The sequence below is a fragment of the Pseudomonas sp. AKS31 genome (assembly GCF_023634765.1).
Classification (GTDB): domain Bacteria; phylum Pseudomonadota; class Gammaproteobacteria; order Pseudomonadales; family Pseudomonadaceae; genus Aquipseudomonas.
The window spans coordinates 18,813-34,532 of the sequence record NZ_JAMLFX010000009.1 but is presented as its reverse complement, the minus strand read 5'-3'; the positions used below and the strand labels follow the sequence as shown (position 1 = coordinate 34,532).

Sequence of the window (15,720 nt, the reverse complement as noted above, 5' to 3'; positions counted from 1 at the left end):
AGGTTTCTCCTCGCGGCGCAGGGGACGGACGGGTCAGGGCACCAGAGCGACGCACATGGTGCGATTGCGCAGGCCACTGATCGGGCGCGTGTAGGGAAAGTAGTACGACTCCTGGATCTCGAAGCCGGCTTCAATCAGTGCATCACGCAGGTAGTCCCTGGAAATGAACCAGAAACCATCGACCTTATCGTGGGCAGCAAACAGCGCCTCGGGATCGCGTGGCGAGTCATTGGAGAACACCAGAACCGTGCCGGAGTCCAGGTTCAGTTCCTTGAGCTTGTCGAAGGTCGGCTTGAGTTCCAGTTCGGGATGGAACAGGTGTCCCAGCAAGCCATCGGCGTAGACCGACTTGACCCCGGCGAGGGAGCCGGGCTCCAGCTTGAAAAAGTCGACCTTGTGCGCATCGACGCCTTTTTTGCGACTCAGGGTCACGGCTTCGTCGTTGAAGTCGATGGCCCTGACCTGACGCTTGGCCTCCACCAGATCGCCCTCGACAAATCCGTTGCCACAGCCAATGGAGAAAATCGTTGCACCTTCCTGGGTGAGCGATTTCAGCTTGAGACCCAAGTGCGAGCGATATTCCGGGCTGTAGGTAGACGGTGTAATCGAGTCGTTGAAGGCTCCACCCTGTTCCCAGATCTCATAGATGGTGGCGTTGCTGTCGCCAAACTTACGGTAGGTGCCGTAGTAATCTGTCACCTGTTGGAGGTCCTGCATCGGCTTCGTCATCTCTGTCTCTCCTTGTCTAGAGTCGGGCTTGCGCGCGAGTTGCGTCGCAGTCCGTGGGTACACGCACAGGCTCTTGCACGTATTCGATGGACTGCGCCGGCGCGTTGGCCAGCGCAGTAACCAGTGGCTGCAACGGCTGGGGCCGTGCGGGTCCGTAGCACTGATAAAAGGCAACGGCCGCCGCAGGGTCGCCGCCGAGCAGGGCATCCGCCAGCACTCTGGCCAGCGAACGCAAACCGGCCAGCAGGGCACCGTGATCGACCACCAGTTGTGGATGCTGCGGGTCATCCTGGCGCAGCGTCAGGGCGCCGAGCTGGACGAAGTACGACAGCTGCAGGTACATGCCGTCGCAATCGGGAAAAAGGCCAAGTCCGCGGTTGAGGTAGCGCAGGCATTCGCTCAGGTAATACTCAAGCACCTGCTCGGGCGGAATCTGCAGGGCAGGCGCCCACACCTGGGCCAGAATGAGGATGCCGTAGACATCCGCTGCCACCTCTTGCAGCACCACCGATGCCCAGCGGTCGGCGCTGTTCAGCGGGGTGTAATCGGTGGCCGGGCGATGGACGAAATGGCCCAGCTCATGGCTGAGCACGCCCAATGCAGGTATGCGTCGCAGGTGTTCGCCAGTCGGGTCATAGTGTTTGCCGGTCGACAGGAACTGCCGGGCCAGTGGTGCCGCCAAATGCTCGACCATGGCCGCGTGGGTATTGGCGAAATAGTAGGTTTTCTTGAACGGCGAACGTTTGACACCTTCATCTTCGGGCAGGAAGTAGGCGATATGCTTGGGGTGCAGATTGCCTTCACCGGCCATGAAAAAAACATCGGTGGCGGCGAAGGCCGGCAACTCACCCAGGCGCAGGTTGGTGTGCAACTGCTTGAGGTAGGCGGGGATCTGATCCACCAGGCTCATGGCCAGTTCCACGTCCTCTTGTCGCGCTTGATTGCGTCGGCAGCCAAAGGCTGTCGGCAGCCCACCAAGTTGCTTGCCGTACCAGGTGGCAATCTGCCCGGCGACCAGGGAAACCTCTTCTTGCAGGCCGGCGAGGGTCTTGAGTATCTCGTCGTTGTAGCCGTGCTCGATGGCCTTTGTCCTGAGCTGTACAGCTTGGCGATCATGAGCTCGCTCGAGGTCGTTTTCCAGCGCACGCAGCGCTTGCGCCACGGCGCCGGGGTCGCTGAAACGGGTGCGTTCTGCCACGCCATGGAGCTTGGCGCTGCGCCATTGATCATCGACTGCGGTTTTCAGCGCCTCCAGTCGTTCTAGCCAGGCAGCGTCTTGACGAGGGTTAGCCGGCGCAAGATCAAGCAGAGTCAGGTTGTAGTTGCTCGCTGGCGGCCAGAAAGGACTGCGATAACCGCGGTAGGAGGTGGCCTTGGCAAGATTGCCCGAATAGTCGAACCGATTCACGCTCATTACTCCCTCTACGTATTGATGTACGGCAGCGCACACTCAGCCTGCAGACAGGCGCAAGTAAGCACGTACTCAGTAACTGGACGATGTTCCGGGCGGGCATGACTAATTATTCGCGGCGCATGTCGGTAACAGCGCGCCAAGTGCGTTGATTAGTTAGGCTTTGCCTGGAATGACTGGCTGATCGAAAGCCGTGCTGGCACTAACGTCCAGGTGCAAAAGCAACTGGACGACGCAGCAATAAAGACGTGTAGAAGACTGGCAGATGAATATCCATATACATTCCTTGAGTCACATTCCATGTGAAGGTGTGGCACACAGGGCACCACGCTGCTTGCCGTGGAGCATAACAGCGAATTTTTTTTTACGACAAGTAGGAAGAACTAAAAAAAACTCAAAGAGATCAAGTAATCGCTTTGGCAAAACAAAAAACTCTTTAAATTTTATACAGTTGGTTGCTGAATAATTTTTTGATTGATTTGTTTTGAGCTCTCGGGACAGGCTGTGTTACGCGCGTCCTGATGATAAGGAGCGGAAAAATGGCAAATTAAGTTGTGCGCTTTTTTAGTGCGGTAATCTCTTTGTTGTGTCGCTGTGCGCCGAAATGGTGCGCTTGCGAATGGCTTGGAGTTTGCGCAAATTACTTTGGGTAATAAGCACCTTCAATCAGGTTATTTGTCATTAACAAGGCACTTGTCAGGAATGTATTGCTTGAAGTAGCTTGTGCTCCGGCTGAACAGACATATTGAAATTCGAAACGTGCAATTGTTTTTGTCAGTCCGTGCGGCACATTGATCTACATGGAACAGGCTTCGTCAATAAAGGCGTGGCCCGTAGGTAATTCGACAAGGAGTGTTATATGAGCGGCATGGCCGGTTGGGTCGACCTGCGTCACGGTGTTGGGCAGCAAGCAAACATTCCTCGTTCGAAGGTCGCCGAAATTGTCTCGGCAATGGTCGTTGCAATGTCCGGGCGTGGACCGGACGGGCATGCGGTATGGCTGGGACCTGAGGTTGCATTGGGACATTGCCGTACAGTCACTTCGCATTATGACTGGGACGAGCAACCGTGGATTGGCGAGATTCACGGCGCCACCGTGGCAATCATGTACACCGGACAGTTGTACAACGCTCCACAGTTGCAGCAGCAACTCGCTGGTTTCGACTCGGCACCCGATCGCTGGTCCTACGCTGAAATCATTCGCCGTGCCTATGCCCAGTGGGGAGTCGGGTTCTTCGAACGCCTCGAAGGCATGTTTGCCATAGCGATCTGGGACGGCCAGAAGCGCCAGTTATTGCTGGCGCGAGACCGCCTCGGCTTGCAACCGCTCTACTACACACTGAATGACGGCGGCATCATTTTTGGCAGCGTGCCTACCGCCATCAAAGCCCATCCCCAATTTACCGCCCGGCTGGACACCAGCGCGCTAGCGATCGTGCTTCAGCCGCGCATGGCGCTGCCCGGCGAAACCCCGTTGCAAGGCTTGCGCGAGTTGCCCCCCGCCAGTGTGCTGACCTTCGACGAACGTGGGCATGAATTGCATCGTTACTGGAAACTGGAAAGCGCCGCGCATACCGATGATTTCGAGCAGACCAAGGACCGCGTCCGCGAATTGCTGGAGGGCGTCGTGGCGCGCCAGTACGTGCATGACGTGCCTTGCGCGGCGATGTTGTCCGGTGGCATCGATTCCACGTCGGTCGCCGCGCTGGTCATGAAGCAACTGGCAAGCCAGGGGGGCGGCGCAACACTCGATACCTTCTGCCTGAAGTTCGACAGTGACGAGGATGCCTTCACCTCCACCGAACTGCGGCCTGACATCGATGCACCCTTCGCCGCGCTGGCTGCCGAATACATGGGAACCCGTCACACGACACTCAGTGCCACCATGCAGGATCTGCTCGGTGTCATTCCGGCGACGCGCACGGCCCGCGGCCTGCCTGGCTGGGGGCAGTTCGATGCCTCAATGTACCTGCTGTTCGAACGCATGCGCGGCAATTGTTCCGTGGCGCTGACTGGCGAGGCTGCCGACGAGATCTTCGGCGGCTATCCTTATTATTTCAAACCCGAGCTGTTGGCCCGTCCTCAGTTCCCGTGGCTGGGCGATGGGCCGAAGCTGGCCCACTATCTGTCGCCGAGCCTGATCAGTGCTCAGCGTGTGGCAGATGACGAACGTGCCCGTTATGACTATTGGCTGAGTCAGGTGCCGCGCCTGCCCGGCGAAAGCGGCGAGGCGGCGCGCATGCGCGAGGTGCTGTTCCTCGGCATGTCCGGCCCGTTGTCGGTGATTCTGGATCGCAAGGAACGCATGAGCATGTCGCAAGGCCTGGAAGTGCGTGTGCCATTCTGCGATCCGGAACTGATCCAGTACGTGTGGAACGTGCCGTGGGAAATGAAATCCCGTGGCGGCGTGAAAGGTTTGCTCAAGGCTGCCATGCACGACATCTTGCCGCCGACTACCTTGAACCGGAAGAAAAGCGCGTACCCGCATATTCAGGACTCTGAATATGACCGGGCACTGATCAGCGAAGCACGCTGGATTGCGACTGATCCCAAATCGCCGATTGCCTGGATGTTCGATACCCCGCGCCTCAGTGCACTGATCGAGCAGATCGCTGCGAACCAGCTCAATGCTTCGATGCTGCCGGGCGGCGCCAGTCCCGCGCATTTGCTGATCCAGTTGGTGGAGATGAATCGCTGGATCGTCGACAACCGTATCGCGGTGTAAGACACGGTCAGCACGGAAGTCTGACCCCATGAAGACCAAGGAGGCAGCATGCTTGAGTTAGTTCCTGTTACCGAATTTATCGGCACCGAAGTCCGTGGCATCGACGTTAACGCCAGGCTCAGTGACGACACGATCGAGGCGCTTTACAACGCCTGGATCAGCAGCACCATCCTGCTGTTTCGTGGCCAGTCGATGAGTCCCGATCAGCAACTGGCGTTCAGCCGCAATTTTGGTGAGCTGGTCAGCTATACCCGCTCGCAGTTCAGCGAACAGACCCAGCCGGAAATCCTCATCCTGTCGAACATCACCAAGGACGGAAAACTGATCGGCTCGCCGGTCAGCGGTCGGGTCTGGCACACCGACGGCCATTATCTGGACGTGCCGCCGGCCGGCTCGATGCTGCATGCACTGGAAATCCCGCCGGAAGGCGGCGACACGTGGTTCGCCAATATGTTTGCCGCCTATGAAGCATTGCCCGAAGCGGTCAAGGACCGTATCGAACACCTCAAGGTGGTGATCAGCCGGACTCAATCTCGGCCCTACAATTACCCTGACCGGCCCGCGCCATCTCCCCAGGAACTGGCTGAGTGGGTCGACGTGCCGCAGCCGTTGGTGCGTCGCCATGAAGTCAGTGGGCGCAAGGCGCTGTATGCCGGCGGCAATGTGCCGTGGCGGATCGAAGGCTTGCCGCTGGAGGAAAGTGCGCCCCTGGTGACGTTCCTGCAGGAGTTCTCGGTGCAGCCGCGATTCACCTATCGGCATCGCTGGACGCCGGGCGACATCATTCTTTGGGACAACCGCAGCGCCATGCACAAGGCCACGGTGTATGACGACAAATATCGTCGCCTGCTGCACCGCACCACCATCGGTGCACGCACCGCCGACAATCAGGACAGGAACCGACGGGCATGAGCGAGTATGACTACATCATCGTCGGCGCCGGCGCGGCTGGCTGCGTGTTGGCTGCACGTTTGAGTGAAGATCCGGCGATCAAGGTGCTGCTGCTGGAGGCGGGGGCCGAACGCCGCAGTCCATTGCTGTCGATCCCCGTCGGTGAAGTGCTGCTGATGGGGAATCCGAAATACGACTGGTGCTTCGAGACCCGCCCGGACCCGACGCTGGGTGGACGCCGTCTGCAGATTCCACGGGGGCGCCTGCTGGGCGGATCGAACCTGATCAACGGGATGATCTTTGTCCGGGGGCAGCGCGAGGACTATGACGAGTGGGCCAGTCAAGGCAACCCGGGCTGGACCTGGGACGAAGTGTTGCCGTACTTCAAGCGCCTGGAGTCGAGCGTGGACGTCGGCGGCGAGAGTCGTGGCCAGGACGGGCCGATTCATGTGGCATTGCCACGCGAATATGACGAGTTGTGCGATGCCTTTCTGGCAGCAGCCGGTGAAGCCGGGTATCGGCGCAATCGCGACTACAACAGCGGCGATCAGGAAGGCTTCGGCTATTACCAGGTCAACCATGATCAGGGCCGTCGTTCCTCGGCCTATGGCCGCTACCTGTTGCCGGCGCGCAAGCGGGCAAACCTGACGGTGATTACCGAGGCTGCGGTGCAAAAATTGCTTCTGGCAGGCAAGCGCTGCGTGGGTGTCGAGTACCTTAACGGTACGCTGCAATCGGCCACTGTCCGGCGTGAGGTGATCCTCAGTGCCGGCGTCATTCAGTCGCCGCAGCTGCTCGAATTGTCTGGCATTGGTGCGCCAGCGGTACTGGAAAAGGCCGGCGTGCCGCTGCGACATGCACTGCCCGGCGTGGGTGAGAACTTCCGCGATCACTTCGCGTCCCGACTGAAATGGCGCATTCGCCAGAAGATCACTTTTAACGAACGCACCCGTGGCTTTGCGTTGTTCAAGGAAACGCTCAACTACGTTTTTCGCCGTCGCGGGGTGCTCAGTTTGCCGATTGCTCTGGGCCATGGTTTCGTCAAATCGCGGGAAGAAGAGCCACGGCCAGACTTGCAGTTTCATTTCGCCCCGGCCAGTTACGGCCCTGGCTCCAGTCGTCGTCTGGACACCTTGCCTGGCATGACGGTGGGCCTGTATCCGTTGCGGCCCGAATCCACCGGCAGTATCCACATTTGCTCCAGTGACCCTGGCGTGGCACCGGTCATCGAGTCGCGCTTCCTTGAGCATGAGGACGATCGCCGGCGGATGATTGCGGGCATGCGCATCATCCGCGAGATTGCTGCGCAAGCGGCCCTGCAGCCCTACTGTGATCACGAGTTGTCCCCCGGCACTCAGGTCGCCAGCGATGAAGAGTTGCTGGCGTATGCCCGTACTCAGGGTGACACCTCTTATCACCCCGTGGGGACCTGCCGCATGGGCAACGATGAGCTGGCCGTGGTCGATCATCGGCTGCGCGTGCGCGGGCTCGACGGTTTGCGGGTGATCGACGCGTCGATCATGCCGACGATGGTGTCGGGCAATACCAACGCCGCTTCCCTGATGATCGGTGAAAAAGGTGCTGCCATGGTGCTGGAGGATTACGCATCGCCGCCGACCACCGGGCAGACGGGATACAGCATCGACGAGGGTGACCCCGAGGAATTGCAGACCGCCGAGCTGTTGCAACGCTCGGAGGATTACGCGCGCTCCCTGTACCCGGATGAAAGCGTGCACATGCTCGACGTCGCACAGCTCAAGGCTCCGGGGGTGAGCTTCGTGGTCGCCCGCGAGTTGCATAGCGGCGACGTGTTGGGTTGCGGTGCGGTGGTGGCGATCGGCGAAGGGCAGGCAGAACTCAAGCGCATGTTTGTCGCCGATAATGCCCGACGCCGTGGCGTGGGCGCGCGGTTGCTCAAGCGGCTTGAACAGCTCGCCCATCGCAATGGTGCCCGAACCTTGTTGCTGGAGACCGGGGTCAGCCAGCCTGAGGCCATCTCGCTCTACCGCCGCGCAGGCTTTCGCGATCGCGGCCCGTTCGCTGATTACCGGGAAGACCCGCTGAGTGTATTCATGGAGAAGACCGTCAATGAACAAGCCTGAAGTCAGCCTTTCCGGCATGGCCACGCCCGTCAGCCGCGGCGTGGTGCGGGCCGGCATTCTGTATGTGGCGGCGTTTCTGATACTGGCCAACGCCAACGCGGTGTTCTCGGGCAATCTGCTGCAGCAACTGCATCCGTTCACCTTTCTGTTCTGGAGTTTTGTGATCACCAGCGGCTTCTTTCTGTCGCGGTTGTTGCTGAGCTCCGGTACCAAAGGCCTGGCAATCGGTGCCGATGCCGCCGGCCCGCTGACCGTCCTGAACTTCACCAGCGCGCTGAACTGGATCGGCTACTTCTATGCTCTGCGCTACATCGAACCCGCCATCGTCAGCGCCATCATGGGCGGGCTTGGGCCGGTGAGTACGATTCTGCTGGAGCGTATCGTTCGGCGGCGTCAGTTGCCGCTTTACACCTATGCGGTCGCGGCGGGCATTCTTTCCGGCACAGCGTTGCTGGCGTGGGCGTCACTGGTGGGGTTGGCGGGCATTCGCCCGATCAACTTCAGCGACACCGTTATCGGCCTCGCCGCCGCAGCGGCGGGCGGAGCATCCCAAGCGCTGAACACCATCGCGACCAAACAACTGGGCGAGCGCAGTTGGACTGCCACTCGGATCATGGCGCATCGGTTCTACCTGCTGATCATCGTCGCGGCAGTGCTTGCCTGGAGCGGTCCCGGCTTCGCGTTTGCCTCAAGTACGCAATTGGGGGGGCTGGCCATTGCGACGCTGCTCGGGGTCATCATTCCGTTGTGGCTGCTGCAGCGCGGCATTCTGCTTTCTGAACCCTTTACCGTGGCGGCGTTGTTGGCGTGGGCGCCGTTGCTCACTTACGTCTTTCAAGTATTCGATGCCCGAATTCAGTGGTCGATGACCTCTGCTTTGGGCTGTTCCGTGATCGCTCTGGTTACGGTGTTTGGCACATGGATGAAATTCAAGGGAGACAGCAAATGACACAAGCCAAGGAAAAAATCCTCGTTGTAGTCGATGGTTATTCGTCCGGCTCACAGTTGCCGACACTGATGGCCGAGTCCGGCTGGAAGTGCATTCACGTGAGCAGTTCGCCCAATCCGCCGGAGTACTACCTGCGCACCTACCACAAGGACGAATACATAGCGCACTTCGAGTACCACGGTGATATCCAGCGCCTGGCCGATGAGATCAATGCCTTGCACCCGAGCGCCGTGCTGCCGGGCACCGAAAGCGGGGTGATTGTCGCTGACCTGCTCGCCGCGGCCTTGCAACTGCCGGGCAACGATCCGTCCACCAGCCTGGCACGCCGCGACAAATACACCATGCACGAGCGCCTCAAGGCCGCCGGCCTGCGCAGCATGGATCACTATCTGGCCCGCGACCGCGATGCGCTGAGTCAGTGGGCCGCCAGTGGCAGCTGGCCGGTGGTCATCAAGCCCCAGGCCAGTGCCGGGACCGACTCGGTGACTTTCTGCGCCGATCAAGGTGAACTCGTCGACAGCTTCGACAAGCTCTTCGGCACCGTCAACCAATTGGGCGAGCGCAATGATGCGGTGCTGGCGCAGCGCCTGCTGGTAGGGCCGGAGTATTTCATCAATGGCGTCAGCGGCCATGGCAAGCATGTGATCACCGAGATCTGGCGCGCCGACAAGCTGCCGGCACCGGACGGTGGCTGGATCTATGACCGTGCCGTGCTGTTCGACCCGACGTCGCCCGAAATGAAGGAAATTGTCGAGTACGTTCACGGCGTACTGAATGCTTTGGGTATCCGCTACGGTGCCAACCACACCGAGTTGATCGTGACCGAGGCAGGCCCGACCTTGATCGAATGTGCCTCGCGTCTGTCCGGGGGGCTCAATCGTCCGGCGGCCAACTATGCGGTCGGCGCCAGTCAGCTGGATCTGGTGGGCAAGCTGGTCAGGGAAGGGGAGTCGGCCATCGACTCCATCGTCGATGCGCAGCAGGGTCACCATTACCCGCTGTGGCAGGTGCAGTTCATCTCCAGCCAGGAAGGTGTTGTCACTCGTTCCTCCTACGATGAGTTGCTCAAGACCCTCAAGAGCAAAGCCTGGCTGCAGCGTGCGCCAAAAGAAGGCGACGCCGTGGTCAAGACGGTCGACTTGTTTTCCAGCCCCGGCATCGTCTTCATGAGCCATGCCGACAGCAATGTACTCCATGACGACTATCAGACCGTCCGCGAATGGGAGCGCACCTCGCGCCTGTTCAGCGTGCAGTAAGCCTGCGGGAGTGACCGTGCACCAGGCCTGAACGGGTCTGGTGCTTATCCGCACCCAAGCATTTCGTGCGCGCGGGCCTGCGCGTCTACGTCTGGAAGAGCATCGCCATGAAGCATACGGATTCGCCGCGGCAGCAGCGCAGGATACTGCTGGCTGTAGGAATAGGCACGACCCTGGAATGGTTCGATTTCACCTTGTTCGCGATCTTTTCCCTGCACATCGCCAAGACTTTTTTTCCCGCCCAGGATCAACTGATGTCACTGTTGGCGACCTTCGTCACCCTGGCGGTGGGCTTTGTGGCGCGACCGCTTGGCGCGTTTCTCATCGGCCGCTACGCCGATCGCCACGGGCGCAAGAAAGCGCTGATCCTGACCATGAACATGATGGCATTCGGCACTGTGCTGATTGCTTTTTGTCCTGGCTACAGCGTGCTGGGCTATGGCGCCACGGTGCTGCTGGTGGCGGCGCGGATTGTTCAAGGGCTGGCGGCGGGTGGCGAGATTGGCAGCGCGCTGGCCTACTTGTGCGAATCGGCGCCGGCCTCGCGGCGAGGCTTTTTCACCTCGATCCAGCAGGTGGCACAAGCTGGCTCGTTTTTATTGTGTGGCCTGTTCGCGAGCATTCTGGCGACCGTTTTGACGCCTGAGCAACTGGGTAGTTGGGGTTGGCGTGTGCCGTTTGTCCTGGGGGTACTGATCTACTTCGTCGGCGTATATGTGCGTCGCACCATCGACGAAAGCAGTGCATTTCAGGCACATGCCCGACAGGGTATCGAAGTACCGGCGAAAGAAATCCTCCAGCACTGGCGCAGCCTTGTGCTGGGTATTGCATTCGTTGCCCTGTGGACGGTGTGCACCCAGTTGATCAACTTCATGCCGGCTTACGCCCAAGCCATGCTCAATCTAGACGCCGGCAAGGCTTATTACGGCATCACCCTGGTCGGTTTCATCACTTTGCTCAGTCCACTGGGCGGTTGGTTGTCGGATCGTTGGGGGCGCTACAACGTCATGCTGCTCGGGGCGTTGGGGGTGTTGCTGCTTGCGTATCCGGCATTCCTGGCGCTCAAGCAAAATCCGCAGGACAGCGGATTGATGCTGTTGCAGGCGGGTCTCGCGATGCTGATGGTGCTGTACGCCGGACCGGCATCGGCGGCGTTGGCGGAGTTATTCCCGGTGGCCGTGCGCTCGACCGGCATCAGCGTGGCCTACGCCAGTTCGGTGGTGCTGTTCGGCAGTTTTACCCCGACGCTGGTGACCTTGCTGTATCGCCACACCGGTGACCCGATGATGGCGGCGTACTACCTGCTGGCGGCGGCGCTGGTGAGCTTTGTCGCGTTGATGGTTGCACGTCAGCGACAGGCTGCAAACACCGCTCGGGATTTTCACGACCAGGCCGCTTGAAATTGACAGATCGTTCAAAGCCTCTTGCCTTTTTGGAAGAGGCTTTTTGGGGTTGGCGATAACGATCGGTCGACTTCGTCGGTACCGCAAGGAATGCATTGCCTCGCCTTAATACGAAGCATTACTATTCGTACCCCTTTCCTAAACATGCCGCCCAAACCCCATGCGTCCCCGCAGACCCGGCTTTTTCGAGCACTACGAAGAGTTGATCGGCACCTGGACTCGTCGCCTGCGCAATCGCGCGCAGGCCGAGGATCTGGCGCACGATACCTTTGTGCGCGTGCTTGAGTCGGATTCGGCGGTGGTGCAGCAGCCACGGGCGTATTTGCACCAGACCGCGCGCAATATTGCGGTCGACGGCTATCGGCGGGAGGATCGGCGCGGCGTTATGGAGTCGGAGGCTGTCGATCACAGTGTGTCGTCGTCCGGCGACCCGGAGCATTACATGCATGCGATCCAGTTGGCCGACTCCATCGAGCGGGCGCTCGGCGAGCTGCCGGTCAATTGCCGCAAGATCTTTGTCTGGCAGAAGATCGAAGGCCTGACCCAGGCCGAAATCGCCGAACGCCTGGGGCTGTCCAAGAACATGGTCGAAAAGTATATGATCCGCACCCTGCGCCATTTGCGTGATCGACTGGACGGTTTGCAATCGTGAATGTGCATCATGGCAAAAAGATCGCAGCCTTCGGCAGCTCCTACAGGGGGCTGTGTGTCTTTATATTCCCGGCCAAACAGGACATTCCATGATGGATACGCGTGCTTGCGCGTGCGGGCAAACAACGGTGCGCGATGACGCGGCTCGCTGGTTTGTGCGATTGCAGGAGCCGGCCGTCAGTGTCGACGAGCAGCAGCGCTTCGACGCCTGGCTGAATGAACATCCGCAGCACCGTGACGAATTCCAGTTGCTGCAGGGCTTGTGGTCGGCCGCCGATTTGCTCCCGGCGCCGCGCCTCAAAGCCCTTGTTGAAACCGCGCCGAGGCGCCGCAAACGTGGTCCGTTGCTGCGTTATGCCGTGGCTGCCAGTGTGCTGGCGGTGGCGCTCGGGCTGGGCTTGTTCAGTGGTTTGAATCATCCGGGCGGCTACCGCGCCGAGTTCGTCACGGCGCTGGGCGAGCGCAAACATGTGGCGCTGCCGGACGGTTCGGTGATCGATCTGAACAGCCGCAGCCGCTTGCTGGTGCGCTTTGAACAGGATCGACGCCTGATCGAGTTAAGTGAAGGTGAGGCGATGTTCAGCGTCGCGCACGACACTTCGCGACCGTTCGTGGTCGAGGCCGGCAGTGGCAAGGTCACGGTCACCGGCACGCGTTTCGATGTGCGCCGCGATGTCACGCAAACCCGCGTGGCGGTGGAGCAGGGCACGGTGAACGTGCAGGGCCGCGATGCGCCGGAGAGTCAGTTCATCAGCCTGACCGCCGGTCTCGGCACTGATGTCGATGCGCAAGGCAAAGTCGCCGCAGCCTATGCGGTCAACCCGGCGCAGCTGACGGCGTGGCGCAGCGGCAAACTGGTGTTCAACAACGCCAGCCTCAGTGAAGTCGCCGCCGAAGTCTCGCGTTATCGCGAGAAACCGTTGACCGTGGCCAATCCGAGCGTGGCCGGTTTGCGCCTGACCAGCGTGTTTAACGCCGACAACACAGATGCTTTGCTCAAAGCCTTGCCGAACATCCTGCCGGTGGCCGTTCGCACCCTCGCCGATGGCAGTCAGGAAATAATCGCAAAATAAAATTCAGGTTTTTTTCGAGTTCATCGTCTTCCTGTTCAACTGCAACTGGTTTGCATTAACAGCCGCACACTCTTGCGATCCACAGGACTACGTACGACGTGAACAAACCCACTGCCAATAACAAAAAATCCCCTTGGCTGCCGCTGGCCCTCGCGCTGGCGGTCAACGCTGCCATACCGCTGGCATTCGCCGCTGAAGCCATTCATATCCGTGCGCAGCCACTGGGGCAGGCCCTGAGCGAACTGGGCCAGCAGACATCGCTGCAAGTATTTTTCAGCCCGGATCTGGTCGCCGGCAAACAGGCGCCGGCAGTCGACGGTGATATCTCGCCGGAGCAGGCATTGCGCCAATTGCTGCAGGGCAGCGGTCTGGATTATCAGATCAATGAAGGTTCGGTGACGCTGTCGCCGGCCGCAACTTCCACCGCCGGCAATGGCCCGCTGGAATTGGGCGTCACCGACATCAAAGTAGTAGGTGATTGGCTCGGCGATGCCAATGCCGCCGTTGTGCAGAACCACCCCGGCGCGCGTACGGTGATTCGCCGCGAAGCCATGGTCGAACAAGGCGCGATGAACGTCAGCGATGTGCTCAAGCGCGTACCGGGCGTGCAGGTGCAGGACTCCAACGGCACCGGCGGCAGCGATATTTCCCTCAACGTCGGTGTGCGCGGTCTGACCTCGCGCCTGTCGCCGCGCTCCACGGTGCTGATCGACGGCGTGCCGGCGGCGTTCGCCCCGTACGGTCAACCGCAACTGTCGATGGCGCCGATTTCCTCGGGCAACCTCGACAGCATCGACGTGGTACGTGGCGCCGGTTCGGTGCGTTACGGGCCGCAGAACGTCGGCGGGGTGATCAACTTCGTCACCCGCGCGATCCCGGAAAAAGCCACCGGTGAAATCGGCACCACCCTGGAAACCACCCAGTACGGTGGCTGGAAACACATCGATACCGCGTTCCTCGGCGGCACCGCCGACAACGGCATGGGCGTGGCGCTGCTGTATTCGGGTGTCAACGGTAACGGCTACCGCGAGCGCAATAACGGCAACGACATCGACGACGTGCTGCTCAAGACGCACTGGGCGCCGACCGATCAGGACGATTTCAGCCTCAACTTCCATTATTACGACGCCACGGCCGACATGCCCGGCGGTCTGACGCAGAAGCAGTACGACGACAAACCGTACGACTCGGTGCGTGACTACGACCAGTTCACCGGCCGGCGCAAAGACGTGTCGTTCAAGTGGATCCGTCAGATCGACGAGCGCACTCAAGCGGAAATCCTCACCTATTACACCGACAGTTTCCGTGGCAGCACCATCGCCGCCCGCGACCAGAAAACCCTCAGCTCATACCCGCGTTCGTATTACACGCTGGGTATCGAGCCACGGGTCTCGCGGGTCTTCGATGTCGGCCCGACCACGCAGGAAGTCAGCTTCGGTTATCGCTACCTGAAAGAGGCGATGCACGAGTCGTCGAGCCGCGTGGCGCTGGTCAACAACCAGCCGGTGCTCACGCCGACCTCCGACGGCCATGTGTTCCAGGACCGCACGGGTGGCACCGAGGCCAACTCGGTCTACCTCGACAACAAAATCGATGTCGGCAACTGGACCATCACCCCCGGCATTCGCTTCGAACACATCAGCACCGACTGGCATGACCGCGCCGTGCTCGACACCGCCGGCAGACCGGTACAGGCGAAAAACCGCAGCATCGAGAGCAACGAACCGTTGCCGGCGCTGAGCGTGATGTATCACCTGTCGGACGCCTGGAAACTGTTCGCCAACTACGAAACTTCGTTCGGCAGCCTGCAGTATTTCCAGCTCGGTCAGGGCGGCTCGGGTGATCAGACCGCCAATGGTCTGGAGCCGGAAAAAGCCAAGACCTACGAGATCGGCGCGCGCTACAACGATGACGTGTGGGGCGGGGAAGTGACGCTGTTCTACATCGACTTCGACGACGAACTGCAATACATCAGCAACGACGTGGGCTGGACCAATCTCGGCGCGACCAAGCACCAAGGCATCGAAGCCTCTGTGCATTACGACATGGCGGCGCTCGATCCACGCCTCGACGGTTTGACCGCCAACGCTGGGTTCACCTACACCCGTGCGACCTACGAAGGTGAGATTCCGGGCTTCAAGGGGCGTGATCTGCCGTTCTATTCGCGTCAGGTGGCAACGGTCGGTTTGCGCTACGACATCAACCGCTGGACCTACAACCTCGACGGTTTCGCTCAATCGAAACAGCGCTCGCCGGGCACCGGTGTGAATGCCGACGGCAGTTTCAACGGCAACTACATCACCGAAGGCACGGCGGACGGGCAGTATGGCGACATCCCGGGTTATGTGACCTGGAACGTGCGTGGGGGTTATGACTTCGGGCCGCAGGTGTCGAATTTGAAACTGGGCGCCGGGGTGAAGAACATCTTCGACAAGCAGTACTTCACTCGCTCCAGCGACAACAACTCGGGGATGTATGTCGGCGCGCCGCGCACGTTCTTTGTGCAGGCCAGTGTAGGTTTCTGATAGAC

The 15,720-nt window shown here is 60.2% G+C and carries 11 protein-coding genes; 9 read left to right on the top strand and 2 right to left on the bottom strand.

Features of this window, described 5'->3' with window-relative positions; all coding sequences use genetic code 11:
* Positions 1 to 33: 33 nt before the first annotated feature.
* A complete protein-coding gene (locus tag M9827_RS20670) occupies positions 34 to 729 on the bottom strand; it encodes a class I SAM-dependent methyltransferase (RefSeq protein ID WP_250606905.1) in 696 nt (231 codons plus the stop codon).
* 16 nt (positions 730 to 745) lie between these two features.
* Entirely contained in the window at positions 746 to 2,143 is a 1,398-nt protein-coding gene (locus M9827_RS20665) for a DUF8614 domain-containing protein (protein ID WP_250606903.1), read from the bottom strand.
* Positions 2,144 to 2,999: 856 nt separating this feature from the next.
* On the opposite strand from M9827_RS20665, the gene asnB reads away from it, so the two are divergent.
* From asnB to M9827_RS20620, 9 genes are all read left to right on the top strand, one after another.
* The gene (gene asnB, locus M9827_RS20660; RefSeq protein ID WP_250606902.1) at positions 3,000 to 4,865 is read left to right on the top strand and encodes an asparagine synthase (glutamine-hydrolyzing); all 1,866 of its coding nucleotides are present in this window, start codon (positions 3,000 to 3,002) and stop codon (positions 4,863 to 4,865) included.
* A 48-nt stretch (positions 4,866 to 4,913) separates the two neighbouring features.
* The gene (locus tag M9827_RS20655) at positions 4,914 to 5,777 is read left to right on the top strand and encodes a TauD/TfdA dioxygenase family protein (protein WP_250606900.1); all 864 of its coding nucleotides are present in this window, start codon (positions 4,914 to 4,916) and stop codon (positions 5,775 to 5,777) included.
* Positions 5,774 to 7,858 (top strand): GNAT family N-acetyltransferase, encoded by a 2,085-nt coding sequence (locus M9827_RS20650; RefSeq protein WP_250606899.1) that lies wholly within the window; start codon positions 5,774 to 5,776, stop codon positions 7,856 to 7,858. Before M9827_RS20655 ends, M9827_RS20650 begins: the two co-directional genes overlap by 4 nt.
* Positions 7,845 to 8,807, top strand: coding sequence for an EamA family transporter (locus M9827_RS20645; RefSeq protein ID WP_127929088.1), 963 nt, complete (start codon positions 7,845 to 7,847; stop codon positions 8,805 to 8,807). The genes M9827_RS20650 and M9827_RS20645 overlap by 14 nt, the downstream gene beginning before the upstream one ends.
* Positions 8,804 to 10,063, top strand: coding sequence for an ATP-grasp domain-containing protein (locus M9827_RS20640; protein WP_250606898.1), 1,260 nt, complete (start codon positions 8,804 to 8,806; stop codon positions 10,061 to 10,063). Before M9827_RS20645 ends, M9827_RS20640 begins: the two co-directional genes overlap by 4 nt.
* 107 nt (positions 10,064 to 10,170) lie before the next feature.
* Positions 10,171 to 11,463 (top strand): MFS transporter, encoded by a 1,293-nt coding sequence (locus tag M9827_RS20635; protein ID WP_250606897.1) that lies wholly within the window; start codon positions 10,171 to 10,173, stop codon positions 11,461 to 11,463.
* Positions 11,464 to 11,626: 163 nt separating this feature from the next.
* Positions 11,627 to 12,118, top strand: coding sequence for a sigma-70 family RNA polymerase sigma factor (locus M9827_RS20630; protein WP_250606896.1), 492 nt, complete (start codon positions 11,627 to 11,629; stop codon positions 12,116 to 12,118).
* Positions 12,119 to 12,206: 88 nt separating this feature from the next.
* Positions 12,207 to 13,190, top strand: a complete 984-nt coding sequence (locus M9827_RS20625; protein ID WP_250606895.1) for a FecR family protein — start codon at positions 12,207 to 12,209, stop codon at positions 13,188 to 13,190.
* Positions 13,191 to 13,288: 98 nt separating this feature from the next.
* Positions 13,289 to 15,715, top strand: a complete 2,427-nt coding sequence (locus tag M9827_RS20620) for a TonB-dependent siderophore receptor (protein WP_250606894.1) — start codon at positions 13,289 to 13,291, stop codon at positions 15,713 to 15,715.
* Positions 15,716 to 15,720 lie beyond the last annotated feature (5 nt).

Coding starts and splice junctions, on each gene's coding strand:
- M9827_RS20670 (WP_250606905.1), bottom strand. CDS start 729: ATGACGAAGCCGATGCAGGACCTCCAACAGGTGACAGATTACTACGGC.
- M9827_RS20665 (WP_250606903.1), bottom strand. CDS start 2,143: ATGAGCGTGAATCGGTTCGACTATTCGGGCAATCTTGCCAAGGCCACC.
- asnB (WP_250606902.1), top strand. CDS start 3,000: ATGAGCGGCATGGCCGGTTGGGTCGACCTGCGTCACGGTGTTGGGCAG.
- M9827_RS20655 (WP_250606900.1), top strand. CDS start 4,914: ATGCTTGAGTTAGTTCCTGTTACCGAATTTATCGGCACCGAAGTCCGT.
- M9827_RS20650 (WP_250606899.1), top strand. CDS start 5,774: ATGAGCGAGTATGACTACATCATCGTCGGCGCCGGCGCGGCTGGCTGC.
- M9827_RS20645 (WP_127929088.1), top strand. CDS start 7,845: ATGAACAAGCCTGAAGTCAGCCTTTCCGGCATGGCCACGCCCGTCAGC.
- M9827_RS20640 (WP_250606898.1), top strand. CDS start 8,804: ATGACACAAGCCAAGGAAAAAATCCTCGTTGTAGTCGATGGTTATTCG.
- M9827_RS20635 (WP_250606897.1), top strand. CDS start 10,171: ATGAAGCATACGGATTCGCCGCGGCAGCAGCGCAGGATACTGCTGGCT.
- M9827_RS20630 (WP_250606896.1), top strand. CDS start 11,627: ATGCGTCCCCGCAGACCCGGCTTTTTCGAGCACTACGAAGAGTTGATC.
- M9827_RS20625 (WP_250606895.1), top strand. CDS start 12,207: ATGATGGATACGCGTGCTTGCGCGTGCGGGCAAACAACGGTGCGCGAT.